A 23,618-nucleotide genomic window follows, 5' to 3' on the forward strand; every position below is an offset into this window, starting at 1 on the left:
GCGCGGAAACCACGTGGAATATCCGTGGCCGACCGTCCGCCCCGCCCGGATCCTAGAAGGCCGCCCGGTCACGGTGAGTGCGAACCGACAAGCTGGTCCTGGAGCGGGAGATGGCGGTCCTCGAACTGACAAAGATGCGCCAAGCGTCGCTCGACTCAAAGCACGCGATGGTAGCGAAGCTCCGTGAGCGTGATCCCGTCGTAGACGTCGTCCTGAGCCGCACCGTCAGCCTGATAGCCGGCCCGTTCGTAGAAGCGCTGGGCTCGTTGGTTGTCACACAGAACCCACAAAGCTGACGCCTCGAAGCCCTGGCCCTTCATCTGAGCATGAGCCTCGCCCAGGAGGATCCGGCCGATGCCCTGGCCAATCAGATCCGGCGAGATGTACAGGGCGTAGACCTCACCGACCCGTCCCAGACCGGGCACCTCACTTCGACACGGCCCGAAGCAGATCCACCCCACCGGGCCACGGTCACCGAGCGCCACAAGGTCTCGTGACTTTCGTCCGGGTTGAGAAAACCACTGCCGCCGTTGCCTGGCATCACCTTCCACCGTCATGGCATCCAAATACGTCTGGGGAACGACGCCGGCGTACGCCGCCTGCCATCCTCGGACTCGGATCGTCGAAACGGCCTCGATGTCGGCCGCATCCATCTCCCGCACGTGCACCATCGCGCCACCGTAATGGCACAGGTACCTCAGGACGAACTGCTTTACCCCGCCGTCCGTGCCTCCTCTTACGAGAGCGGCTCCTGACGAACGATCTTCTCCGCGGACTGCCGTCCACGACCGGGGTGAGTCCCCTGAGCACGAGGCACACCAGCCCTTTGAGCTGCGACTTCAAGTTGGCGGAGGCCCAGTCCAAGACGGTGTCCTTCACCATCGGCCGCTCCCAGGTCTCCACTGTCGACATGGATACCCAGACCGTGACGGTGGTACGGGATGGCAAGACTCTCAAGTCGGTGCCGATATCCGGCGGCAGCCCGCAGAAGCCGACCTACAGCGGCCAGATGGTGATCTCGGAGAAGCTCGTGCAGACCCGGATGGACGGTTCGACGGTCGGCTTCGGCAAGGACGCCTACAACATCCCGGACGTGCCGCACGCCATGCGACTGTCGGCCTCCGGCACCTTCCTCCATGGCAACTACTGGGGCAATCCGTCGATTTTCGGCCGCACCGGCACCAGCCACGGATGCGTCGACCTGCAGGACAACAAGGGCGGCGGGGGCGACACACTGGGCAAGTGGCTCTTCGAACAGTCGCTCATCGGCGATGTCGTGGTCGTCAAGAACTCGCCCGAGCAGACCGTCAAGCCGGACAACGGCCTCAACGGGTGGAACCTGTCCTGGTCCGACTGGCAGGCGGGCAGCGCGCTGTGATCGGCGTCCGCGCCGTACGGAAGGACGGCGGTGCGGCCCCCGCAAAACGGCGCGTCGTCTGAGCGGATGTGCTCCACCGTAGCTGGAGAGGACGGCAGCCGGACACCGCTACGATCAGCCAGCCGACAGGCTCTCAGGGGGCCGGCCCGTAAGGACACCCGCGCAGGACGTTCGACCGACGGGGAGGCGTGATCGCTCGCCGACGGCCCCGACGCTGCCGGCGGGTGTGTGCTCACCCGGTCGGCCTTTCCGAAAGTCGGGGCGTGTGTGGGCCCCGGCCTGCTGGACTCGCCGTCGCAGCCTTCGCCCGGAGCTGCCTGACTCCGGGCGAAGGCGTGCAGGTTCCTCGTGCGGGGTGAGGGGCGCGCCTAGAGGAAACTGACGTTCTGTGCAAGAGCGAGCCGGCTGGAGTAGTTGATGGTGTTGGTGGCCGGACGCATGTAGGCGCGCCAGGAGTCGGAGCCGGACTCACGGCCGCCGCCGGTCTCCTTCTCGCCGCCGAAGGCTCCGCCGATCTCCGCGCCGGAGGTCCCGATGTTGACATTGGCGATGCCGCAGTCGGAGCCCTCCGCCGACAGGAAGAGTTCCGCCTCCTGCTGATCGCGGGTGAAGATGCTGGAGGAAAGGCCCTGCGGGACGTCGTTGTGCAGCGCGATCGCCTCGTCGAGTGTGTCGTAGGTCAGCACGTACAGGATCGGGGCGAAGGTCTCCTCCCGTACGACATCGCTCTGCTTGTCGACGCGGACAATGACGGGTTCGGCATAGGCGGCCTGGGCTGCGGCTTCGGCCAGGCGCCGACCTCCACCGGCAAGGATCTTGCCGCCCTGGCCCTGGGCGCGGGTGAGTGCGTCCTGCATGCCGTCGAGAGCCTTGGTGGAGATGAGTGGCCCGACGAGGGTGGCGTCGTCGAAGGGGTTGCCGATGGGGAGCTTCTGGTAGGCGGCGGTCAGCCGTGCGACGAGGGTGTCGGCGATGTCGCGGTGCACGATGAGGCGGCGCAGGGTCGTACAGCGCTGCCCGGCGGTGCCGGCCGCGGCAAAGACGATCGCCTGCACGGCCAGATCCAGGTCGGCGGAGGGCGCGACGACGGCAGCGTTGTTGCCTCCGAGTTCCAGCAGGCTGCGCCCGAAGCGGGCCGCGACGCGGGGGCCGACTTCGCGCCCCATGCGGGTCGAGCCGGTGGCGCTGATGAGCGCGACGCGCGGGTCGTCGACGAGCTTCTCGCCGATGGTGCGGTCGCCGAGCAGCAGCCGGTGCACGTCGCGCGGCGCGCCGACCTCTTCGGCTGCCCGTGCCAGAAGATGGTCGCAGGCCAGGGAGATCAGCGGAGTGAGTTCGGACGGCTTCCAGATCACGGTGTCACCGCAGGCCAGAGCCACGGCGGTGTTCCAGGACCACACCGCGGCGGGGAAGTTGAACGCGGAGATGACCCCGACGACGCCGAGCGGATGCCAGGTTTCGGCGAGGCGGTGGCCGGGGCGCTCGGAGGCGATGGTGCGGCCGTAGAGCTGGCGGGACAGGCCCACGGCGAAGTCGCAGATGTCGATCATCTCCTGGACCTCGCCCAGGGCCTCGGAGCGGATCTTGCCCGCTTCGATGGTGATGAGGTCCGCCAGGTCGCTCTTGTGGTCGCGCAGCAACTCGCCCAGACGGCGTACGAGTTCGCCTCGGCGTGGGGCCGGCGTGGTGCGCCAGGTGAGGAACGCCGCGCGGGTTGCGGTGAGGGCTTCCTCGGTGTCGGCGGCCGTTGCGGCTTCCAGGCCGAAGAGGTCCTCGCCGGTGATGGGGGTGCGGGCCCGGAAATCGGTGCCTTCGGGGACGGTGACGCCGACGCGCTCAAGGCTGGTGCGGGCGCGGGTGCGCAGGTCCTCGGTGGTGGGCAGGGCGGTGCTGGTCATGATGCTCCTTCGGGGAGGTGAGGGGCTTGGCCGAGGGCGCCGTCGAGTCCCAGTTCGCGGGCGGCCTGCCGGATGGAGTGGTTCTGCTGCTGCTCGTAGAGGGAGAAGGGGTCCAGGACCTCGCGGCCGATCGCGCCGGAGAGCCATGCGGCGTCGTACGCGGCGCCCTGCTGATCGTTGTTCCGCGAGCCCTCGCCGCTGAGGTTGGACTGGAAGATGCCGGCTGCGGAGCGGGGCAGGAAGTCCTCGTAGACGATGGGCTCGGCGCGTACCCAGCCCTGTTCCACCAGTTCGCTGATGCGGGTGGGCGGTCGGCTTCCGTCGCGCGGCCGGTCGGGCGCGACGTGGTAGGTGAAGTAGGCCAAACCCGAAGTGGCGAGCTCGTGTTCGGTGTGGGGCATGTGCTCTGCCCAAACGGTGTGGGCGAGTTCGCTTCGATCCTTTCCCGGGTGGGCAGACGCCTGCTCGTCGATGCGGGCGAGCAAGCTGTCGTAGAGAGCCCGGCCCTCGCGGGTGAGGGCAAGGCCACGGGCCTCGACCTCACCGAAGCGCACCCGCAGGGCTCCCCTGATGACGGTGCCGTCCGGGGTGCGCAGGGCGCGGGGCTCGGCCAGGGCCCGGAAGGATGTCTGGCGCAGCAGGACGTCGGGGCCCTTCCAGGCCGGCGGGCCCTGGATGGTGTCGATCATCTCGATGCCGCGCTCGGTCATGCGCCGGTAGAGCTCGTCGATGTCCAGGACACGCGGGGTGAGGTGGTTGATGTGGGTGCTGCGCACGCCGCCGATGTCCGCGGCGACGGCGGAGACCCTCTCCAGCCTTTCGTACCACGCCTTGTCCACCGGTTCCGTCGACAGTTCGAAGGCATGAACGGCCAGTTGGAGGAAACGTTCGGCCTCCACTTCGGGCAGTTCCCCCTCGGCTTCGGCCCGGTCGGCAAGAGCGAGCAGTTCCGGGGGGAACAGCTCGCGGCCTGCGAGGAAGGTCTCCAGGCGGGCGCGCAGGTCGTCGTCGAAGAACCGCGGGTCGGCGGGGGTCAGCATGGAGGTGAAGACGCGGAACGGGTTGCGTGCCAGCTCTTCTCTGCTGGTGGGGCGAAAGGCGGTGGAGATGACGGGCACCGCGCTGGCGGCGGCCTCACGCAGGTCGTAGAAGCCGACCGGGCGCATGCCCAGGGCGCCGAAGATGCGGGCAACCTGCTGCATTTCCTGGGGGGTGCCGACACGGATCGCGCCGTGCCGCTCCGCGGTCACCCGGCTGATGGAGCCCAGGCGTTCGGCGTCGGCGCCCCGCGCGCGCAGGACGTCCTCGTTCACTTCACGGGAGACGTCCACCAGGGTGGTGTAGGCGGGGACCTCCCGCCCGTACATGTCGGAGAGCCGCGCAGCGAATGCGGCGCGCAGCTGCCACTGGCTGGTCATCGCAAGTGTTGCCTTTCAGTCGGGGGATTCACACCACGTGGGCTTCGGGGCGGACTTCGGCCCCTGTCATGAAGCGGTCGGCGCTGAGCGGAGTGACATCGACGAAGGGTTCGCGGTCCAGGTACAGATCGCGGACGATCTCTCCGACGGCGGGGGCCTGCAGGAAGCCGTGCCCGGAAAACCCGGTCGCATAAAGGAAGTTGTGCACCTCGCCGGAGCGGCCGATGAGTGCGTTGTGGTCCGGGGTGACCTCGTAGAGGCCGGCCCAGCCGTCGGCGATCTCCATGTCCGCCAGGGCGGGCGCCCGGCGCCGCGCCGCGCCGCGGAACAGCTCCAGCCATTCCGGCGTCCAGTCGGTGTCGAAGCCGTCCTGCTGGTCGGGATCGGCCAGACCGAACAGCAACCCGTCGTCGCTGTTGTGGAAGTAGCCGGTCGAGGAGAAGTCGATGGTGAAGGGGATGCGCGGGGCGGGCGGGGTGAGCGGGGCGGTGAAGGCCAGCTGGCGGCGTACCGGACGGACGGGGAGGTTGATCCCGAGCATGTCCCCGATCTGAGCCGACCAGGCACCGGCGGTGCAGATGACGGTGGCGCAGGAGATCGTTCCGTGATCGGTGTGCACTGCCGTGATCCGGTCGCTGCGGGTGTCGATGCCGGTGACGGCGGTGTGCGTCGCGAGGGTGACGCCGGCCTGGTTCGCGGAGCGCGCGTATCCCTGGACGACCAGTCCGGGGCGGGCATGGCCGTCGGTGGGAGAATAGGCGGCGGCCACGAGTCCGTCGGTGCTGATGTAGGGACACAGCCGGTGCGCCTCGCTCGGGCCGATCATGCGGCTGGGGACACCAAGGCTGTTCTGGATCCGGACGCTGTTCTCGAAGTCCGTGGCCTGTTGGGCCGTGCTGAGCAGGAACAGGTATCCGACGGTGTCGAGTCGGATACCGGCGCCGGGGCGGTGCGGGAAGTCCTGGTAGGCACGCAGGCTCCGGTTTCCCAGCTCGATGTTGAGCGGGTCGGAGAACTGCGCTCGCACCCCGCCGATCGGCTTGCCCGAGCTGCCGCAGCCCAGGTCGCCGCGTTCGACGACAACGATGTTCTGCACCCCTGACTCGGCCAGGTGGAACGCGGTACTGGCACCCATCACTCCACCGCCGATGATCACGACATCGGCGGTCGGCGGAACGGTGCGGAAGGTGGATGAGGAGGACAAGAGGCCGGTCCCTTCCAGAGGCCAACGCCAGAGCCGATAGGGCATCCGTGGGGCGTGGCTTGGGCTGTCAGTGCGTGTCGATGCTGATCAGCTATCTGTGCGTCATCGTGTAGCAACCCGACCGTTGACGTCTATGAATAGTTTGTTCCCCATATCTATTAGAGTCTCTATATGGACTGGACGAGCGCTCAGCTCCGCTCCCTGGTGGAGCTGACCCGTCGCGGGACCGTCACCGCGGTGGCGGAGGCTCTGGGATACACGCCCGGCGGGGTCTCCCAGCAGATCGCCGCGCTGGAAAAGGCCACCGGCATGGAACTACTGCAGCGGATCGGGCGCCGGGTGGAGCTGACGGACGCAGGGAGGACGCTGGCCCGGCACGCCGAGCGGATCCTGTCCACGGAAGCCGAGGCCGTCGAAGCGCTCGAACGCACCCGCAACGAAGCCTCCGGGTCGCTGCTGGTCGGCCTCTTCGCCACGGCTGCCGCCGAGATCCTGCCTCTGGTTCTGCACAAGGCCCGCGAGATCCATCCGGGGCTGCTGGTGCACAGCCGTGACATGGACGTGGACGAGGTCTATGACGCCGTCACGTCCGGATCCGTGGACCTCGCACTCGGCCTGGACTACCCGGATGTGCCCATCCGCCGCGATCCAGCCCTGCGGGTGATTCAGCTGTACCGGGAACGTTTCTCCCTCGCGGTGCCCGCAGGGTCGATGAACGGCCGCGAGGGGATCTCCCTGGCGGACACTCAGAATCTGCGATGGATCCTGCCGTCGGCCGACAGCTACTACGGCCGTGCCGTGCGCACCGCATGCCGACGGGCGGGCGTCGAGCCCGAGGTGCAGCACGAGGTGACGGACACCGCGGCCACACTGGCGCTTGTCGAGGCGGGCGTCGGTGTGAGCACGGTGACGGATCTGATGCTCTCACTGCGCTCGTCACGCTTCGACGTGGTGGAGCTGCACGAGACGATCGAGCGGCACATCGTCGTCGTCATCCGCTCCTCCGCGGAGCACCGGCCTACGGTGGCGGCCCTGGTCTCCGTCCTGAAGGCAGTTTCCGAGGCCCGGCGCGGCAACCCGGCGTAGGCACTCATAGGGTCGACAGCCGGCCTCCGGAAGCGCGGAGGCCATCCGGCCACGGATAGGTGCGCTCTGCATCAGAGGTCGCTTTCCTCGCCCTCCACCGCACAGGCATCAGCTTTGCTGGCCCTCAGCGTCGCAAGTTGTCGGGCTGCACTCTCTTTCGCCGACCGAGGAAGTGGGTGAGGGTTTCAGGCCAGTGGTGACCCACGCCACGACGGTGGCCCGTCGTGCCGCCGTTGCCTGACAGGGAGCGATCGATGTCCCCCCATCACACCCCGAAATCTCACCTTCCCCCTTTGCTGGGAAGAGGCCCGCAGGGAGTCTTCAGGCGAACGCTTCCCTCCGAGCAGCCCGCCGACAAGCGCATGGTGCGCACGCTCGGCCTCACCCAGCTCACGATGATCGGTATCGGAGCCATCATCGGAGCCGGCATCTTCAGCCTGGCCTCGGCCGTGGCCAGGAATGTCGCGGGCCCCGCTGTCCTGATCTCCTTTCTGGTGGCCGGGGCGGCGTCACTGTGCGCCGCCTTCGCCTACGCCGAATTCGCCGGCATGGTTCCGAAGGCCGGCTCGTCCTACACGTACTGCGCCGCGGTCCTCGGGGAGATCGTCGGCTGGATCGTGGGCTGGGACCTGCTGTTGGAGTACACCGCGATCGTCGCCGTCGTCGCGATCGGCATGTCGGGCTATCTGGGATTCCTGCTGGACGCCGTCGGCATCCACCTGCCCACCTGGGCGCTGGGCGCTCCAGGCACCGGCGACGGCCATAGGGTCGACGTGCTGGCCGTGGCGATCTGCCTGGCCGTGGCCTGGCTGCTGACTCGCGGAACGCGCACCTCGGCCCGTGTGGAGACGGTACTGACCATCATCAAGATCGGCATTGTGCTGTTGGTGATCGTGGTCGGTTTCACCAAGGTCAACACCGACAACCTGACCCCCTTTGCGCCGTTCGGCATCGGCGGGGCCTTCACCGGCGCCGCAACGGTCTTCTTCGCGGTGTTCGGCTACGACGCGCTGAGCACGGCCGCCGAAGAGTCGGTGGAGTCACGCAAGAAACTGCCCAAGGCGATGATGCTCTCGCTGGCCATCTCCATGGTTCTGTACGTCCTGGTCTGCATCGTGCTCACCGGCATGCAGCGCTACACCGATCTCAACCCGAGCAGCGGGATCTCCAGCGCCTTCGCGAAGGCGGGATTGAACGGGCTGGCCAACGTCATCGCCGTCGGTGCGGTGATCGGCATCGTCACGGTGACGTTCTCCTTCATGATGGGCGCATCCCGTCTCTGGTACGCGCTGAGCCGTGACGGACTGATGCCGGCATGGTTCGGCGCCATCCACCCCAAGCGGAAGGTTCCGCACCGCGCCACCTGGGTCATCGGCGTCGTCTCCGCCGTACTCGCAGGCGTGCTGCCCATCAACGCCGTCGCCGAACTCACCAATATCGGGGTGCTGCTGGCCTTCGTGGTCGTCTCCGCGGCGGTACTGATCCTGCGCTACACCAAGCCGCACCTCAAGCGGGGCTTTCGATGTCCGGGAATGCCGGTCGTGCCGATCCTCGGCATGGTCTTCTCCGTCTGGCTCATGTCGTTCCTGGAATGGGAGACCTGGGTACGACTGGGCGGCTGGCTGGTCGTCGGCCTCGTCATCTACGCCGCCTACGGGTATCACCGCACGCGCAGGGTCATGCCGGGGGGCTCGGTGGATCTCGACGCGCTCGACGACATGTCCGACTCCGACGAACCGGCGCCCGATCCCGAACGGGAGCCCGCCCGGTAACGCGAACGCCGGGCGCACCATCGGCCGGCTGGTTGCCGTCCTCCCTGGCCACTGGACACCAGGGAGGATGCCTCCTCTAGGCGCCCTCGGCCGGGTGCAGATGCGGCTCGCCAGTGGGCACCGCACGCCGCAGCGCGTCGAACATCGTGGCCAGCAAGGGGTTGCTGTTCTCGCTGCGGTGCAGCGCCATCACCTGGCGGTGCGCGGAACGCTGCGTCAGGCGGGTGGCCTCGATGGCTTCACTCGGTACGTGGCCGAGTGCCGGCACGATGGCCACCCCGAGCCCGGCAGAGACCAACTCCCGCACCACGTCATAGTTGTTGCTGCGGAAGGCGACCGCGGCATCGAACCCTGCCGCCGCGCACAGCCGGGTGAGCGAGCGGGCCCCGGCCGTTCCTTCCCGGCTGGTGATCCACCGCGCCTTGGACAGGTGGGCAAGCTGCGCGCTCAGGCCGCTGCCGTGCGCCCGAAGCAGGATCAGGTCCTCCCGCAACAGATGACGGCAGGTCAGTCCGTCGGGCCACTGGCGTGGACTGAGCCCGTACTCGTACACCAGGGCGATGTCCAGGTCGCCGCTGCCGAGGGCGGCGATGAGCTCTTCCGGTTCGCCCTCCTCCAGTTGGATCTGCGCGCGCGGATGCGTTTCGCTCAGGGTCGACAGCGCGGGCGGCACCAGCCTGACGCCGGCCGTCGGGAAGCTGCCCAGCCTGAGGCGCCCCGTGGCGCCGCTGGCGAGCTCCTGCACCTGGTAATTCAGGTCGTCCATGGCAGCCAGCGCCCGCGTACTGAGGTCGACCAGGCGGTGCGCCGCGGCGGTCGGATGGATGCCGTGCGCCTCCCGCTCGAACAGGACCAGCCCGGTCTCCTTCTCCAGGGCGGAGATCTGCTGCGAGATCGCGGAGGACGTGTAGCCGAGATCGCGGGCCGCGACGGCGAATGATCCACTGCGGACGACGGCCTTCAACGTGAGCAGATGCAGAGGCTTCAGCACAGCGGGCTCCTGAGGGGTTTCGAGACGGCGAGCATAAGCAATTATTGGCCTCAAGCGTCAAATCTTTCGCCCTGCTGGCTCTTGTCTCTGTGGTGGTCGACCCACATCGTGGGGTGACCAGGTCGAACGTGGCCGGTGAACGAAGGAGCAGCACAGTGACCGCGACAGTGCAGGACCTCGGCAGCGTGGATGCGGCAGCAGTGACCGACGCCCTCAGCCGGGGAAATTGCGGTGAGGTCGCCGGCGACGCCGGCCGCCGGGCACAGTACTCGGCCGACGCCTCCAATTACCGGCAGATCCCACTGGCGGTGGTCTTCCCCCGCGAGCGCCGGCACGTCCTCAACACCCTTGGGGTGTGCCGCCGCCTCGGCGTACCGGTCACGTCCCGGGGCGCGGGCACCAGCACGTCCGGTCAAGCTGTCGGCGCCGGCGTGGTGCTCGACTTCTCCCGCTTCTTCAACCGGCTCCTCGCCCTGGACCCGCAGGCACGCACCGCGACGGTGCAGCCGGGCATCGTCCTCGATGACCTTCAGACGGCCGCCGCCGAGCACGGCCTGCTCTTCGGCGCCGATCCCTCCACCCACAGCCGCTGCACGCTCGGCGGCATGATCGGGAACAATGCCTGCGGAACCCACTCCGTGGCCTGGGGCCGCACCGCGGACAACGTCGCAGAACTCGAAGTGGTCACCTACCGGGGCACGGTGGTCCATCTGGGCGAGATGACCCAGGACGAGATCGATGACGCAATGGCTGCCGGTGACGACCGCGCTCAGCTGATCGCGTCCCTGTACCAGCTCGCCCAGAGCAATCTGGCCGCATTGCGGACCAAGCTCGGACAGTTCCCGCGGCAGGTGTCGGGATACGCCCTGGAACATCTGCTGCCCGAGAACCGCTTCAACCTGGCCCGAGCTCTCGTCGGCAGCGAGGGCACCCTCGCGGTCGTCCTCTCGGCGACCGTCCGCCTCATCCCTCCGCCGCCTGCTCGGGCTTTGGTCGTTCTCGGGTTCCAAGATGCCTGTGCCGCAGCCGACGCGGTGCCCTTCCTGCTGGACCACCGGTTGCTGGCGCTCGAAGGACTCGACCAAGCCCTGACCGACATCGTCACCCGGCCCGAGACCCGCGCCGCCATCGACACCCTGCCCGCCGCCCGGGCCTGGCTGTTCGCCGAAATCGGCGGCACACCGGACGAACTGCCCCGCCGCGCCGAGGCCCTTGCCGCATCGGCACGGCAGGCGGACGGCTTCACCGGCAGTGAGGTCATCGCCGATCCGGCACGGGCCCGCCGGCTGTGGCGCATCCGCGAGGACGGGGCCGGTCTGGCCACCCGCCTGCCTGGGCCCGGGGGAGGCTCCGAGGCATGGCCGGGATGGGAGGACGCCGCCGTCCCGCCCGACCAACTCGGCTCCTACCTACGCCAGTTCACCGAACTGCTGGGCCACCATCAGCTCCAGGGGGCCGTATACGGTCACTTCGGCGAGGGCTGCCTGCACGTACGCATCAACTTCGACTTCACCACCGAGGAGGGCACGGCCGTCTTCCGCGCCTTCGTCACCGACGCCGCCGAACTGATCGCCGCGCACGGCGGTTCCCTGTCCGGCGAGCACGGCGACGGGCAGGCTCGTTCCGCACTGCTGCCCCTCATGTACGGGCCCGACATCATCGCCCTGTTCGAGGAGTTCAAGAGCATCTGGGACCCCGACAACGGCCTCAACCCCGGCATGATCGTGCACCCGCTGCCCGTGGACGGAAACCTGCGGGTCAGTCCGCACCGCACCCCGCTCCCCCTGACGACGGTCCTCCCCTTCCACGCGGACGGCGGTGACTTCGCCAAGGCCACCCGCCGCTGCGTCGGCGTCGGCAAATGCCGCTCCGCCGGCCATCGCGGCGACGTCATGTGCCCCAGCTACCGCGTCACCCTGGACGAAAGGGACTCCACCCGCGGCCGCGCACGCCTGCTGTACGAGATGACGCAGGGCGAAGTGATCACTGACGGCTGGCGGTCCACGGAAGTCCGCGACGCCCTCGACCTGTGCCTGTCCTGCAAGGGATGCAGCGTCGATTGCCCGGTCGGCGTGGACGTAGCCACGTACAAGTCGGAGTTCCTGCACCACCACTACAAGGGGCGCGTCCGGCCCGCCTCGCATTACACGATGGGCTGGCTTCCCCTGCTGTCCCGGTTGGCAGCCCGCATGCCACGACTGGTCAACGCCCTTACCTCCTCCCGTCTGGCCTCCCTCATCAAACGTCTCGGAGGGATCGCTGCGCAGCGAAACCTTCCGCAGTTCGCCGACCAGACCTTCCTGACCTGGTTCCGCAGCCGCACGCCTCAGGGCGAGGGACACCGTGGACCGGTCATGCTGTGGGTCGACTCCTTCAACAACCACTTCACTCCCGACGTCCTCAAAGCCGGAGTCGACGTGCTGGAGAGCGCCGGCTTCCGCGTCCAGGTCCCCGACGGCACCCAGTGCTGCGGACTGACCTGGATCACCACCGGACAGCTGAGCATCGCCCGCCGTATCGCCCGGCGCACCACCACTGCCCTGGGCCCCGCCGCCGGAGCGGGCATCCCCATCGTCGGGCTGGAGCCCAGCTGTACCGCGGCCCTGAGAAGTGATCTGGCCGAACTCCTCGACGGAAACGCCGATGCCCGCGCCATTGCCGGGTCCACCGTCACCCTCGCCGAACTCCTCATCCACCAGGCGTCCGACTGGCAGCCTCCGCTGATCGAAACCAGCTCGATCAGCCAGACCCACTGCCATCAGCACGCCACCTCCGGATTCAGCGCCGACAGCACACTGCTGCGCCGCATGGGCGTCGACAACACGACACTGGATTCGGGCTGTTGTGGCCTGGCGGGCAACTTCGGGTTCGAACGCGGCCACTACGACGTCTCCGTCGCCGCAGGCGAGCAGGTCCTGCTGCCCGCCGTGCGCGCCGCCGACCTCGACACCCACATCCTCGCCGACGGCTTCAGCTGCCGCACCCAGATCTCTCAGCAGACCGACCGCACCGGCACCCACGTCGCCCAGCTCATCGCCCGCGCGCTGCCGCCCTCCGGCCCCTCCTCGTAGCCCGCGCGATCGCGCCTCCCTATCAACCCACCCACCGACCTACCCACAAGGAAAGACAGACGTGACTGACGCACTCTCCCTCGTTGACGACTGGGGTCCCGAGAAGATCGTTGTTGTCTCCCACCGGCGTACCGGCATGAAAGGCGTGCTGGTCATCGACAACACCGCCCGGGGCACCGGCAAGGGCGGAACGCGCATGAGTCCGACCGTGACGGTCGACGAAATCGCGCGGCTGGCCCGCGTCATGACCTGGAAGTGGGCCGGCGTCGATCTGTTCTACGGCGGCGCGAAGGCCGGCATCGTCGCTGATCCCGCCTCCCGCGACAAGGAAGCGATCCTGCGCGCGTTCGCCCGTGCCCTGTCCAACGAGGTGCCCCGCGAGTACGTGATGGGCCTGGACATGGGGCTGACCGAATGCGACGCGGCCGTCATCCAGGACGAGTTGGGCGACCGCGGAGCCGCCGTCGGCACCCCCGAACACCTGGGGGGCGTCGCCTACGACAAGCTCGGGGTCACCGGCTACGGCGTCGCAGAGGCCACCGATTCCGCTGCGCAGAGCCTCGGGATGCCCCTGGCCGGTGCCCGGGTGGCCATCCAGGGCTTCGGTGCCGTGGGCGCTGCCGCAGCCGCACGGTACGCCGAGCTCGGCGCCACCGTCGTCGCGGTATCCACGGCCCACGGTGGACTCCACGACCCCAGTGGACTGGACGTGCCTTCCCTACTCGCCGCCCGCGAGGAGCACGGCGACGCCTTCGTGAACCGGTTCTCCCAAGGCGCTGTCATCGACGCCGGCCTGGAACTGACCGTCGACTGCGACGTCCTGGTTCCCGCCGCCTTGCAGGACGTCATCGACGCCGAGAAGGCCCACCGGATCAAGGCCAAACTGGTCGTCGAGGGCGCCAACCTGCCCACCTCTCCGCAGGCTCAGGAGATCCTCGCGCAGCGCGGTGTCACCGTACTGCCCGACTTCGTCGCCAACGCCGGCGGCGTTGTCGCCGCCGCGTTCGCCATGGACGCCCGTTACTCCGGCTTCCGGCCCGAGACCCCCACCATTTTCGAGACGATCTCCAGCCGGCTGCGCACGAACGCCGTCACCGTCCTTGAGGAGGCCAAGCGCCGCAACACGACACCGCACACGGCCGGCCGCAGCCTGGCAGAGGAACGCGTCCGCACCGCCATGCACAGCAAGGGACGTATCCCCCGCTGAGGCACGGCTTGCACGCCGCGCCGGGTGGACAATCACGGCGAGTTGTCCGGAGTGACGCCGGGCGATCAAAGGGTGGTCGCCCGGACGCCGGGCCGTTCCGGGTTCGACAGAGATTGCCATCCACCCCCGGGATGCCCAGCGCCCGCTGCGGGGGTTGAGCATGTGTCGCATCGCGAGCGCCAAGAATCTGACATCTGTCCATGGTGTGGAGGGAGGCGCCCCCTACTTTCGGTGTACACGAGATTCCGCGTCGGGTGATCCCCGGCGTTCCTCGCCGGCCGGCTCGACGCTCACGGTGAGCGGGCGAGCCGTGACTCCCGCGCTGATCTCGACTCCCCCTGCGATCCGATGGGGAGGGCGGCCGGCTGTCTGCACACCCGCCACCCCTCGGTGCGAGGGTGCCGAGCACCTGATCAGCAGGTATACGGCACCTCGCCCACTCCAAGTCGGTGCCCCAAGGCCCCCTGCACGGGAACGTCCTCAGGCGGTTGGCGCACCAGGCCCACCCGCTGGTGGTCCGGAGCGCTGCGTGACCAGGCCCCATTGCGCCTTCATGCGATCGGAAGAGACCAATACGTGCTGCAAGTGAACGGCCCCGTCCTGGTACTGGCGTGATCCCCCGCCTCCCTGTCCTGGACAGGGATTCCGGTGATCCGAGTGCCGCCAAGTGCGACTGCGGCCGACTGTTCATGAGATGTAGCGGATGCAAGACCCTCCGGTGATGATCTGCGCCAGGCACTGGACCGGGCGCGGGTGGACCAGGAGGTGGCAGGCATCGCGATTCTTCTGGACAACGACGCCGAGTCCCTGCGCCATGCGCTCGCGGTTGAGCACATCTGTCCCCACGTCACGATGGTGGTGACGGTCTTCGACCGGACGGTGGCCGGACAGCTCGTGTGTGTGGTCCCGAACTGCCAGGTCACTTCGCGGGCGACGTTGCCGCTCCAGGGCTGCTGGCTGCCTGTCTCCCATCCGACCTGTTGGCCGTCAACCGGACGCCCGCGCGGCATATCGGCGCCCTCTGGGCGGATGGCACCGTGTGCCTCGAAACGTACCGGCCGCCTCGCTCCCTGAGGTACCGAGCCCTGCTGGGGAAGATCAAGGCAGCTGCGACCGCACGACGGCAGCTCGCGGATCATGCTGACCGGCCTTGCCGGGCTCTTCGCAGTGCTGTCGGCGGACTGGGCCTGGTCGGTGACCCTCAATCATCGCCCCCCTGTTGAAGCCTTCTTCGAAGCGGTGCGAACGGTGTCGACCGTCGGCCCCGCGTCCGTGCACGGCTCAGACGGCTACCCCAGCGCGCTGAATGCAAAGGAGCCCCGGACGCACTGTCCGGGGTCTCTTGCTGTTCGGGTGTCAGGCCAGGAGGAACGCCGCAGCGGTGGCGGCGCCGAGGGATGCGCCAGCCACCGTCTGGGCGACGGTGTGATACGTCAGTGCCACACGGGACCAGCACACGGCTGCGGTGAGGAGGTAGGCGAGCAGCCACCACGATGAGTGGACGACGGCGAGCATCGCGACGACGGCGGAGGCCACCGCGCTGTCCACGCTGATCTTCCAGACCGTGTTGATGGTCAGGAGGCCGATGGTCATGGCCCACAGGGCAAGCATCGCGATGAGGATGCCGGTCGGCGCACGTCCAAGGACCATGGCGAGCGAACCGAGGCCGATGGACGCCAGGATGACGACGAAGATGGGGGCCCGCTTCGTGCGGTCCACCACGTGACGGTCCCCCCAGGTGCCCCGCTTGCGCTCCCACTCGATGTAGGCCGTGGGGATGATGCCGGCGCACAGCGCGCCGAGCAGGCCCCAGGGGATGCCGGTCCAGTCGCCAGCCGCTGCGATGCCGATGCCGAGCATGCCGGCCAGCAGGACATTGCGAGGCTGGAGTATGTCGGTAACGGTCCTGGCCGCCGTGGTGATGGTCATGCGGTTGCTCCTGCGGTGGCGAGCAGGCGCTGCGCCTGGGATGGGTCGGTCTTCCGATAGGCATTGGCGACGTGCCGCAACCAGGCGACTTCGCCGTCCTGGTCAGTGGCCTGCTGCTCGAACGCCGCGACCGGACCCGCAGGCGCCCCTCCCGCCTTGGCTGCGAGCGCGGCTTTGATCCAGTATGCCTGAGCGACAGCACTGTGGGCTTGCGGCCTCCCGCGGCCGGACGGAACGCCGCCGTGCCGCAGGTTCTCGGCGTGGCGAACTCTCTTGCGTTCCGGGTTGGGCCCGAGAGAGACCCCGCCGAAGTGATGTGCCGTTCCCACCGGTTCGCCGCGGTGGTGCTGCCGGCGTTGCTCGGCGAGCTGCCGGAGGCCGCAGCTGTCGCAGAGTCGGTGCTCGCGGTGCTCACGGAGCTGGTCGACGTCATCGCGCGGCACCGCGCGAGCGTCGACCTGGCAGGCCGGATCTCGTTCGACGCGGGTGCACACCGACCCGACCTGATTACCCGACGGCGGTCCGTCGTCTTCGTCCTCCACCGCCGGCGGGCTGGACCTGCCGCACCTGGCGGCGGGCCGGGGGCCCGGTGCGGGGCACGCGGGACGACAAGGCGTACGAAGGTGCGCCCAGTTGGTCGCCGGACGGGATGTGGATCGCATTCAACGGGCCTCCGAGACGAACCCCAGCAACGCCTGCGCGACGGCGAGACATACCAGTTCGGAATCGTTCAACTGCGACCCGGCCGAGCCCATTCACGCGCTGACTGAACGGAGCCCGGGCTTGCCGGAGTCGCCCATGCCGATGAGGTCGGGGGCCAGCAGGCGGCGGCCGGGCGCGGCCACCCCCGGCAGGACGTTCCGCCACAGGTGGGAGGAGGTGGGGTTGTTGTGGAGGAAGACGAACGGCAGTCCGTCGGGGTCGCCGGACTCGCGGTAGTGGAGGGTGGAGTCGAGGACGGGGAGGGTGGGCATGGCGGTGTCACTTCGCTTTCCGTACGAGGGATTCAGAGGTTGAGGCTCAGGACGCGGTCGACGGCGATCTCCACGACGACCAGGTCCAGTGGGGCGGGCGGGGCCGCGCGGTAGCGGACGGTGTAGCGGCGGACCGCCTCGGCCAGGCGCGCGGGGTCGTCGGTGACGCTGGCCCGGCCTTCGAGGGTGACCCAGCGGAATCCGTCCGCCTGGCAGAGGGCGACACGGGCCGCCGGGCCGCCTGCCGTCACGTTCGCCTGGAGCCAAGAACTCCGTCGAGTGCACCGGCGACTACGGGAAGCGCTGTCCGTGACCCGCGCCTCCCTCGCCAACGGCACCCCCGGTGAGGCAGCCACCCGTGAACTGCTGCTGTATTGCCACGGCTTCTGTACCGCTCTCGACAGCCACCACCAGGGCGAAGACCACACTCTGTTCCCGGCCATCGCAGCTGCGCATCCGGAGCTGCGCCCGGTGCTGCGCTCGCTCGAGCAGGATCACTCGATGATCGCCCACCTGCTCGGCAGCCTCCGTGCCGCGGGCCCTGCCTGGCCCGCACAGTCACGCAGCGTAGCTAGCAGCGCCTCAGGGGGACGGCTTCCGCCGGTACCCCGTCGCGCTGCACGGGCCATCCCTGGGGAGAATCTGGGGAGTTTTGGCCGACGACCCGCTCCCCGAGGAAGCCGTCGACCACAGCGCGGCCCCGATTCCCAGCTTCCGGAACGTCATGCCGCACATGTTCCGCACGCCGGCCATGCCGCACTGGGCCGAGTTCGCCACCCTGCTGGCCACCATCTACGTCTCGGACCGGCTGTACTCCCTGACCGTCGCCGATCAGTTCGCGCACTGGAACCAGTGGGTGCGCCCGCTCCCCTTCGCCCTCGCCTCGATCGCGCTGCTCGTCTTCGTCGTGATGCCGGGGCCGCCCGCCTCTGGACGGCCCGGTACACAGCCCCGTCACTGACAGCCACCCGATGGTTGGTCGCTAAACACCCCCGGGCTCTCGGCGTTCACGCCGCCGCCCCGTGCACACCGTGGCGGCCCGGCCAGTCCACTGTGTTTCAACTGGCCCTGTTCTCTTGCGACAGACACCCCGTGGGATGAGCCTGCCTCCGCTGAGCAGCGAAGGCAGGCCCCGTCTGCTCCCGCTACGAAAGGCCCCTGATGACCATGCCGCGCACCCGCTCGTTCATGCAGGTCGACGTGTTCTCCGCTCTTCCCTATCGCGGTAACCCGGTCGCGGTCGTCTTGGACGGCACGGACGACCTGACTGAACAGGACATGCAGCGCCTGGCCCGCTGGACGAACCTGTCCGAGACCACGTTCGTGCTGCCGCCCACCGCCCCGGAGGCGGACTACCGGCTACGGATCTTCACGCCCCAGAACGAGCTGCCGTTCGCCGGGCACCCCACCCTCGGCTCCGCGCGCGCCTGGCTGGAGGGCGGCGGCATACCCCGGCACGCCGACCGGATCGTGCAGGAATGCGCCGCCGGCCTGGTCACCGTGCGCCGCAGCGAGGACGCCCTGTCCTTCGCCGCCCCGCCCCGGATCCGCGACGGCGTGCTCGACGACGCCTACCTGAACCAGATCGTCGCCGCGTTCGGCATCACGCGCGAGCAGGTCCTGGCCCACCAGTGGGTGGACAACGGGCCCGGCTGGGCGGTGATCCAGTTGGCCACCGCGAGGGAGGTCCTCGCCCTCGAACCCGACCTGTCCCACATCCCGGCCGCGATGGTCGGCGCGATCGGGGCCCATCCCGAAGGATCCGAGCATCACTTCGAGATGCGCACCTTCGCCCCTGGCGCCGGCGTTCCCGAGGACCCCGCGTGCGGCAGCATGAACGCCGCCGTCGGTCAGTGGCTCACCAGCACCGGCGCCGCACCCACCACCTACCGGGTCTCCCAGGGCACACGGCTGCAACGGGCCGCCAGCATCGAGATCACCGCGGAGGCGGACGGCACCGTCTGGGTCAGCGGTGCCGCCACCATCTGCATCCGGGGTTCCATCACCGTGTGAAGGCCCACTCGTCCAAGCCCCGTGGCACTCACCGGTCCCCGGCGACAGGCGACTGCCACGGGGTGCCGGCCTGGGCAGGGCGGGGCTGTCATGGTGAACCAGCGGCCCGCGGACTTCGGCATCGACGTGGTGTGGCACAGCGCGACCAAGTACCTCAACGGTCACTCCGACGTCTCCGCCGGAGTGCTGGCCGGACCGGCGAAGATCCTGGACCGCATCTGGGACACCAGCCTGCTCACCGGCGCCACCCTCGGCCCGATCGACGCCTGGCTGCTGCTGCGCGGCATACGCACCTTGCCGCTGCGGATGCCGCGGCACAACGACAACGGCCTGGCGCTCGCCGAGGCGCTGAGCACGCACCCGGCCGTGACGCAAGTGCACTACCCCGGCCTGCCCACCCACCCTCAACACAAGCTCGCCGCCGACCAGATGAACGGATTCGGCGGAGTGCTCAGCGTCGAGTTCACCGGCGGATTCGAGATGGCCGACGCCTTCCTGGGACACCTGCGCTACCCCCGCCGCTCGGCCAGCCTCGGCGGCGTGGAATCACTCGCCGTGCACCCGGCGTCCATGTGGGCCGGAATGCTCAGCGACGAACAGCTCACCGAAGCCGTTCCGCCGGGCCTGGTGCGGCTGGCGGCCGGCACGGAGGACACCGCCGACCTGGTCGCCGACGCGCTCGCCGCGGCCGACGCCGTACTCGTCCAAGCCGTAACCGCCTGAACGGCTGTCGTGCGAGGCAGCGCCCACGCCACTGCCTGCCCACCCCCACTGCAACCTGCCCGTGAACCACCCCGAAGTGAAGGAGCCGCCCATGAAGATCCTGCTTTCCGGCGGCACCGTGGTCAGCATGGACCCGGCAGTCGGCGACCTCGACCGCGGTGACGTACTGATCGAAGACGGCGTCGTCACCGCGGTGGCCGAGCGCATCGACGCGCCGGACGCCGAAGTGATCGACGCGAGCGACCGGATCGTCATGCCCGGCTTCGTCGACAACCACCGCCACGCCTGGCAGACCGCTTTCCGCGGCATCGGCGCCGACTGGACCTTCCCCCCTGGGCCACAGCCATGCACGCCACGGCCAAACCCCATTACCCGCCCGAGGACGTCTACGCGGGCACGCTCCTCGGCCGACTGGAGGCCCTGCACTCCGGCGTGACCACGATGCTGGACTGGTACCACGTCGCGCAGAGGCACGAGCACGAAGACGCCGCCATCGCCGCACCACGCGACACGCCGGGACGGTCAATCTTCTGCCTCGGCGCTGGATGGGGCAGCCCCGACCCCGTCGACGACGACATCCGCCGCGTCCGCTACGGCATCGCCGAAGACGGCCTGGTCACCATGGCGCTCGGGCTGCGCGGCCCCGAGGCCACCAGCGTCGACACCGTCGCTCAGGAGCTGAAGCTGGCGGACGAACTCGGCTTGCGCACCAGCCTGCACATCGAAGCCAGCGGCACGATCACCGCGTTGCGCGAGCACGGCCTGCTGCAGGCAACCACCACGGCCGTGCACGCCAACGGGATCAGCGACGAGGAACTGCGGATGCTCGCCGACGCCGGCGCCTCGATCTCCATCAGCCCGGACGTCGAGCTGAAGATGGGCTTCGGATCGCCGATGACCGGCCGCGCACTCGTCGCCGGCCTACGCCCGACCCTGTCGATCGACGACGTCCCCTCGGTCGGCGGCGACATGTTCTCCACCATGCGCACCGCCTTCGCCGTACAGCGCGGCCTGGACGGCAGCCTGCGCTCCCGCGACCTGCTGGACTTCGCCACCACCGACGCCGCCGCCTCCTGCGGACTCGCCGACCGCACCGGCAGCATCACCCCCGGCAAGGACGCCGACATCATCCTGCTGCGCACTGACGACCTGACCGTCTTCCCGGTCACCGACCCGGCCGGCACCATCGTCAGCGCCGGCCGCCCCGGCCTCGTCGACGCCGTCCTCGTCGCTGGCCGCGTGGTCAAGCGCGACGGCGTACTGGTAGACGTCGACCTGCCGGCGCTCAGGACCCACCTGCTCGCATCACGCGACCGGATCGCCGCAGCCGCCGGCGTCCCCGCTCGACGGCACCTGGAACCCCCTACCGTAGGCGGAGCAGGAGCAACTGGGGCACAACACCGCGACTGCCGACGCGTGTGACCGGTCGCACAGTAGTCCGCAAGTTGCGTGCCCACCCCTCAGAGAGCAGCTTCTGCAGGACGGCCGCCGTGCCATCACTTCTCCCAGATGACGAAGCGACCACCTTGGGCGCGGTACAGGTTGCGAAGCCTGGTGCGCAACGGTTCGGTCGCGACTACGCCGACTCTGCGCCCTGGACGAACTACGCGCCCTCCAGGACAATCGTCGCTCGATTCCCACCACCACCGTCAGACACCAACCGGAGAGGGCCTATGGCAGCCGCCTCACGGACGTCTTCGACTCCTTCGACACCCGCTCCGCGGCGAGCGCTACCAGAACCCAGGTGCACCGCGGGCCTCGGAAGGACGACTCCCCCGTAGCGATGAAGGTGGTCAAACGCGCGCTCTGTGCGCGACACGACATCCCCTGGTCTTCGACGAGATCGTCCCCGGCTTCCGCGTCGCCTACGGAGGTGTGCAGACCCTCATGCGGACGCACGGTGTGTATCTGCCGGAGCTCCACTCCTTCCTGCTCTCGGCCGTCCACACAGACAGGGACATCGCGTTCGCCCTGGAAGCCTTTGACCGCTCATTCGGCGAAATGCGGCAGACGGGCCTCTTCACCAGCTGACACATCCCTCAAGCTCGGGAGATCTCGATGACCAACGACCCGCCCATGCACCGCACCGTCCCGTCGTCACTGGACGTCGGCCGGCTCCATGACGAGCACACCGAGACCGTGGACGGCGCGGCCGTCGACGGGAACATCCATGTCGGCTACTGGGACAGCGCCGCAGACGACCGCTCGCTCAACCAAGCCACCGACCGGCTCACCGACCTCGTGGCGGGGCGGCTGGCCGCCGCACCCGGCCAGCGCCTGCTGGACGTCGGCTGCGGAACCGGACGGCCCGCCCTGCGCATCGCCCGGGCCACCGGTGCGCGTGTGTCAGGAATCTCGGTCAGCAACGAGGACATCGACCTCGCCCGAACCCGGGCGGACGCCGCCGCGCTCGCCGACCGGGTGGACTTCCGGTACGCGGACGCCTGCGCACTGCCCTTCGAAGCCGCGTCCTTCGACGGTGGCTGGGCGATCGAGTCCATGATGCACATCCCCGACCGGACCACCGCCCTCACCGAGATCGCCCGGACCCTGCGACCCGGTAGCCCACTGGTCATCACCGATGTGCTGCTCCGCTCGCCGGTGACCGGGGATGCCGCGGAGACAGTCCGCCAGACGTGCCGGGCGTTCCAGTCCCCCTCGTTTCCCGAACCGGCGGAGCTCCGCACGGCCCTCGACCGCGCCGGTCTGGAAGTGGTGGAGTTCAACGACATCGGAGAGCACGTCCGGCGCACCTACCAGGCGTTCGCCGACTCCTTCGACGATGTCGCACCCTCCGCCGATGACCCCCATTACGAGTTCTTCAACTCCACCCGCTCCCTTCCCCAGTTCGGTGCGCTCCCACAAATCGGCTACGTCTTCCTGGTCGCCCGCCGCCTCTGAACGAAGAACCCGCCCGCCCGGGGAAGCAGGAGTGGCACCACGGGACCCCGCCGGCAGGCAAGCGACCGACCCCGGCCCGGCAGGACCCTGCTGCTCCGGCTCGCCCGGCGGCAGGTGAGTCAGAGGTCGGCACCTGCCCTCGTGCCGTGCGAGCCGCTCTGGAGTAGGCGCACGTGCGCTGGTCGCCTCGCGCAAGTCGGCCCGTGTCGGCGCGGCATTGTCGAGATGGAAGCCGTCCAGAATGGTGGAAGGCGGCGAGCGGGATGCCCTGGCGGATGTCCTTGCCGAACCACGGCTAGACCGGGCCCGTGTTGCCGCGCCCCATCATCAGGTCCACGCGCTCGCTGGGTGTCTCGCTCTTCGTCCGTAGCTGTCGCAAGGTCGCACCGAGCAACGAGGAGCGACGTCTTCTGGCGTCGGCAAACCAGGTTCTGGATGCCGCTGAGGTCGCAGTCCGGGCGGCCCAGCCCATCGAGCGTCGTCTCCTGCGTGTCCATGTGGCCGACGGGCAGCGCCACCGGGCCTCGACGATTGGCAAATCTCGCCAACATATTCCACCGCGAAACGGCCAACGGTGGCAAGAAAGAATGATCGCTTAGGCGAAGCGCGACGAGGAAACCCCTCACCCACCGGGCGGGCAGACCGAGATGATAGCGGCCTGCGGTTCGGTGCAGACTGCCGGAGCGCCTACGCCCGAATGAATGTGCGGCACCTACCGGATCATACCTTCAGCATATTACTTGATGCCGTGTCAAGAAGAAGTTGAGGCGTCCGAAGCCTTGCGTGAACCCATGCGCAGCACGGGGCTCCAGGTATTATTCAGGGCGGAAAATCAGGCCCGGCAACAAACACGATTCGGCGACAATTCGGACTGCTTGAATTTTCCTTCGGACCGTACTCCTTTTCTATTTTACCCGACGCATGGCGCACGCGAAATCTCTTACGTGCAGGTGAAACGAGGGAAGAATGGTCAGCTTGTTCCGCGGAAGAAGGCGTGTGGCTGCAGGTGCAGCTGGGACCTCATTCCTCCCTCAGTTCCTCCAGCAGCCCTCG

At 68.7% G+C, this 23,618-nt stretch carries 20 protein-coding genes and 4 pseudogenes; 14 read left to right on the forward strand and 10 right to left on the reverse strand.

Going from position 1 to position 23,618, the window contains the following annotated elements; translation table 11 throughout:
• Nucleotides 1–155: 155 nt before the first annotated feature.
• Entirely contained in the window at nucleotides 156–671 is a 516-nt protein-coding gene (locus tag OG422_RS01865; protein ID WP_405738908.1) for a GNAT family N-acetyltransferase, read from the reverse strand.
• Nucleotides 672–856: 185 nt separating this feature from the next.
• On the opposite strand from OG422_RS01865, the pseudogene OG422_RS01870 reads away from it, so the two are divergent.
• Nucleotides 857–1,378, forward strand: a pseudogene (locus OG422_RS01870) (L,D-transpeptidase); the annotation flags it as partial.
• A gap of 368 nt (nucleotides 1,379–1,746) precedes the next feature.
• Here OG422_RS01870 and OG422_RS01875 read toward each other — a convergent pair.
• From OG422_RS01875 to OG422_RS01885, 3 genes are read right to left on the reverse strand one after another with little or no spacing between them, the layout of a single operon-like run.
• A complete protein-coding gene (locus OG422_RS01875; protein WP_143940504.1) occupies nucleotides 1,747–3,276 on the reverse strand; it encodes an aldehyde dehydrogenase family protein in 1,530 nt (509 codons plus the stop codon).
• On the reverse strand, nucleotides 3,273–4,694 hold the full coding sequence (locus OG422_RS01880) for a 2-oxoadipate dioxygenase/decarboxylase family protein (protein WP_405738911.1): 1,422 nt from the start codon (nucleotides 4,692–4,694) through the stop codon (nucleotides 3,273–3,275). Before OG422_RS01880 ends, OG422_RS01875 begins: the two co-directional genes overlap by 4 nt.
• A gap of 28 nt (nucleotides 4,695–4,722) precedes the next feature.
• Entirely contained in the window at nucleotides 4,723–5,943 is a 1,221-nt protein-coding gene (locus OG422_RS01885; protein WP_143945063.1) for an FAD-binding oxidoreductase, read from the reverse strand.
• A 126-nt stretch (nucleotides 5,944–6,069) separates the two neighbouring features.
• On the opposite strand from OG422_RS01885, the gene OG422_RS01890 reads away from it, so the two are divergent.
• Nucleotides 6,070–6,984, forward strand: a complete 915-nt coding sequence (locus tag OG422_RS01890) for a LysR substrate-binding domain-containing protein (RefSeq protein ID WP_405738915.1) — start codon at nucleotides 6,070–6,072, stop codon at nucleotides 6,982–6,984.
• A gap of 362 nt (nucleotides 6,985–7,346) precedes the next feature.
• Nucleotides 7,347–8,756: an amino acid permease gene (locus OG422_RS01895; protein ID WP_405738918.1), complete on the forward strand. Its 1,410-nt coding sequence runs from the start codon at nucleotides 7,347–7,349 to the stop codon at nucleotides 8,754–8,756.
• 76 nt (nucleotides 8,757–8,832) lie between these two features.
• Here the strand turns inward: OG422_RS01895 and OG422_RS01900 are convergent, their stop codons facing one another.
• The gene (locus tag OG422_RS01900) at nucleotides 8,833–9,747 is read right to left on the reverse strand and encodes a LysR family transcriptional regulator (protein ID WP_405738921.1); all 915 of its coding nucleotides are present in this window, start codon (nucleotides 9,745–9,747) and stop codon (nucleotides 8,833–8,835) included.
• Nucleotides 9,748–9,902: 155 nt separating this feature from the next.
• Here OG422_RS01900 and OG422_RS01905 point away from each other — a divergent pair, with 155 nt between their 5' ends.
• Together OG422_RS01905 and OG422_RS01910 are read left to right on the forward strand one after the other, a co-directional pair.
• Nucleotides 9,903–12,818, forward strand: coding sequence for an FAD-binding and (Fe-S)-binding domain-containing protein (locus OG422_RS01905; protein WP_405738924.1), 2,916 nt, complete (start codon nucleotides 9,903–9,905; stop codon nucleotides 12,816–12,818).
• A 61-nt stretch (nucleotides 12,819–12,879) separates the two neighbouring features.
• A complete protein-coding gene (locus tag OG422_RS01910; protein ID WP_143940511.1) occupies nucleotides 12,880–14,025 on the forward strand; it encodes a Glu/Leu/Phe/Val dehydrogenase in 1,146 nt (381 codons plus the stop codon).
• A gap of 687 nt (nucleotides 14,026–14,712) precedes the next feature.
• Here OG422_RS01910 and OG422_RS01915 read toward each other — a convergent pair.
• From OG422_RS01915 to OG422_RS01935, 5 genes and pseudogenes are all read right to left on the reverse strand, one after another.
• Nucleotides 14,713–14,871 (reverse strand): hypothetical protein, encoded by a 159-nt coding sequence (locus tag OG422_RS01915; protein WP_405738927.1) that lies wholly within the window; start codon nucleotides 14,869–14,871, stop codon nucleotides 14,713–14,715.
• A gap of 510 nt (nucleotides 14,872–15,381) precedes the next feature.
• On the reverse strand, nucleotides 15,382–15,954 hold the full coding sequence (locus OG422_RS01920) for a hypothetical protein (RefSeq protein WP_405738930.1): 573 nt from the start codon (nucleotides 15,952–15,954) through the stop codon (nucleotides 15,382–15,384).
• Nucleotides 15,951–16,496: a DUF6545 domain-containing protein gene (locus OG422_RS01925; protein ID WP_405738933.1), complete on the reverse strand. Its 546-nt coding sequence runs from the start codon at nucleotides 16,494–16,496 to the stop codon at nucleotides 15,951–15,953. Before OG422_RS01925 ends, OG422_RS01920 begins: the two co-directional genes overlap by 4 nt.
• A 231-nt stretch (nucleotides 16,497–16,727) precedes the next feature.
• A pseudogene (locus OG422_RS01930) lies at nucleotides 16,728–16,928 on the reverse strand (alpha/beta fold hydrolase); the annotation flags it as partial.
• 32 nt (nucleotides 16,929–16,960) lie between these two features.
• Nucleotides 16,961–17,179, reverse strand: coding sequence for a hypothetical protein (locus OG422_RS01935; protein ID WP_405738936.1), 219 nt, complete (start codon nucleotides 17,177–17,179; stop codon nucleotides 16,961–16,963).
• A 58-nt stretch (nucleotides 17,180–17,237) separates the two neighbouring features.
• Between OG422_RS01935 and OG422_RS01940 the strand changes: the two are divergent.
• From OG422_RS01940 to OG422_RS01980, 9 genes and pseudogenes are all read left to right on the forward strand, one after another.
• Nucleotides 17,238–17,405, forward strand: a pseudogene (locus OG422_RS01940) (hemerythrin domain-containing protein); the annotation flags it as partial.
• Between the two features lie 175 nt (nucleotides 17,406–17,580).
• Nucleotides 17,581–17,889, forward strand: a complete 309-nt coding sequence (locus tag OG422_RS01945) for a hypothetical protein (protein ID WP_405748076.1) — start codon at nucleotides 17,581–17,583, stop codon at nucleotides 17,887–17,889.
• 200 nt (nucleotides 17,890–18,089) lie between these two features.
• Nucleotides 18,090–18,941, forward strand: a complete 852-nt coding sequence (locus tag OG422_RS01950; RefSeq protein ID WP_221938105.1) for a PhzF family phenazine biosynthesis protein — start codon at nucleotides 18,090–18,092, stop codon at nucleotides 18,939–18,941.
• Nucleotides 18,942–19,031: 90 nt separating this feature from the next.
• Complete coding sequence (locus tag OG422_RS01955) at nucleotides 19,032–19,664, forward strand: trans-sulfuration enzyme family protein (protein WP_405738940.1); 633 nt, start codon at nucleotides 19,032–19,034, stop codon at nucleotides 19,662–19,664.
• A 91-nt stretch (nucleotides 19,665–19,755) separates the two neighbouring features.
• Nucleotides 19,756–20,100, forward strand: a complete 345-nt coding sequence (locus OG422_RS01960; protein ID WP_405738943.1) for a hypothetical protein — start codon at nucleotides 19,756–19,758, stop codon at nucleotides 20,098–20,100.
• Nucleotides 20,010–21,086 (forward strand): amidohydrolase family protein, encoded by a 1,077-nt coding sequence (locus OG422_RS01965; RefSeq protein WP_405738946.1) that lies wholly within the window; start codon nucleotides 20,010–20,012, stop codon nucleotides 21,084–21,086. The genes OG422_RS01960 and OG422_RS01965 overlap by 91 nt, the downstream gene beginning before the upstream one ends.
• A gap of 172 nt (nucleotides 21,087–21,258) precedes the next feature.
• Nucleotides 21,259–21,459, forward strand: a pseudogene (locus tag OG422_RS01970) (AarF/UbiB family protein); the annotation flags it as partial.
• A 92-nt stretch (nucleotides 21,460–21,551) separates the two neighbouring features.
• Nucleotides 21,552–21,695: a hypothetical protein gene (locus OG422_RS01975; protein ID WP_405738949.1), complete on the forward strand. Its 144-nt coding sequence runs from the start codon at nucleotides 21,552–21,554 to the stop codon at nucleotides 21,693–21,695.
• A gap of 27 nt (nucleotides 21,696–21,722) precedes the next feature.
• Nucleotides 21,723–22,565, forward strand: coding sequence for an SAM-dependent methyltransferase (locus OG422_RS01980; protein ID WP_405738952.1), 843 nt, complete (start codon nucleotides 21,723–21,725; stop codon nucleotides 22,563–22,565).
• The last annotated feature ends 1,053 nt before the right edge of the window (nucleotides 22,566–23,618 follow it).

Origin of the sequence: Streptomyces sp. NBC_01525 (genome assembly GCF_045040405.1) — a bacterium.
Classification (GTDB): domain Bacteria; phylum Actinomycetota; class Actinomycetes; order Streptomycetales; family Streptomycetaceae; genus Streptomyces; species Streptomyces benahoarensis.

What these genes read in the sequence shown, in the direction of transcription:
- OG422_RS01880 (WP_405738911.1), bottom strand. Translation starts at nt 4,694, where the DNA reads ATGACCAGCCAGTGGCAGCTGCGCGCCGCATTCGCTGCGCGGCTCTCC.
- OG422_RS01865 (WP_405738908.1), bottom strand. Translation starts at nt 671, where the DNA reads ATGGTGCACGTGCGGGAGATGGATGCGGCCGACATCGAGGCCGTTTCG.
- OG422_RS01875 (WP_143940504.1), bottom strand. Translation starts at nt 3,276, where the DNA reads ATGACCAGCACCGCCCTGCCCACCACCGAGGACCTGCGCACCCGCGCC.
- OG422_RS01895 (WP_405738918.1), top strand. Translation starts at nt 7,347, where the DNA reads ATGGTGCGCACGCTCGGCCTCACCCAGCTCACGATGATCGGTATCGGA.
- OG422_RS01885 (WP_143945063.1), bottom strand. Translation starts at nt 5,943, where the DNA reads ATGCCCTATCGGCTCTGGCGTTGGCCTCTGGAAGGGACCGGCCTCTTG.
- OG422_RS01965 (WP_405738946.1), top strand. Translation starts at nt 20,010, where the DNA reads ATGCACGCCACGGCCAAACCCCATTACCCGCCCGAGGACGTCTACGCG.
- OG422_RS01950 (WP_221938105.1), top strand. Translation starts at nt 18,090, where the DNA reads ATGACCATGCCGCGCACCCGCTCGTTCATGCAGGTCGACGTGTTCTCC.
- OG422_RS01920 (WP_405738930.1), bottom strand. Translation starts at nt 15,954, where the DNA reads ATGACCATCACCACGGCGGCCAGGACCGTTACCGACATACTCCAGCCT.
- OG422_RS01960 (WP_405738943.1), top strand. Translation starts at nt 19,756, where the DNA reads ATGAAGATCCTGCTTTCCGGCGGCACCGTGGTCAGCATGGACCCGGCA.
- OG422_RS01980 (WP_405738952.1), top strand. Translation starts at nt 21,723, where the DNA reads ATGACCAACGACCCGCCCATGCACCGCACCGTCCCGTCGTCACTGGAC.
- OG422_RS01975 (WP_405738949.1), top strand. Translation starts at nt 21,552, where the DNA reads ATGCGGACGCACGGTGTGTATCTGCCGGAGCTCCACTCCTTCCTGCTC.
- OG422_RS01890 (WP_405738915.1), top strand. Translation starts at nt 6,070, where the DNA reads ATGGACTGGACGAGCGCTCAGCTCCGCTCCCTGGTGGAGCTGACCCGT.
- OG422_RS01955 (WP_405738940.1), top strand. Translation starts at nt 19,032, where the DNA reads ATGGTGAACCAGCGGCCCGCGGACTTCGGCATCGACGTGGTGTGGCAC.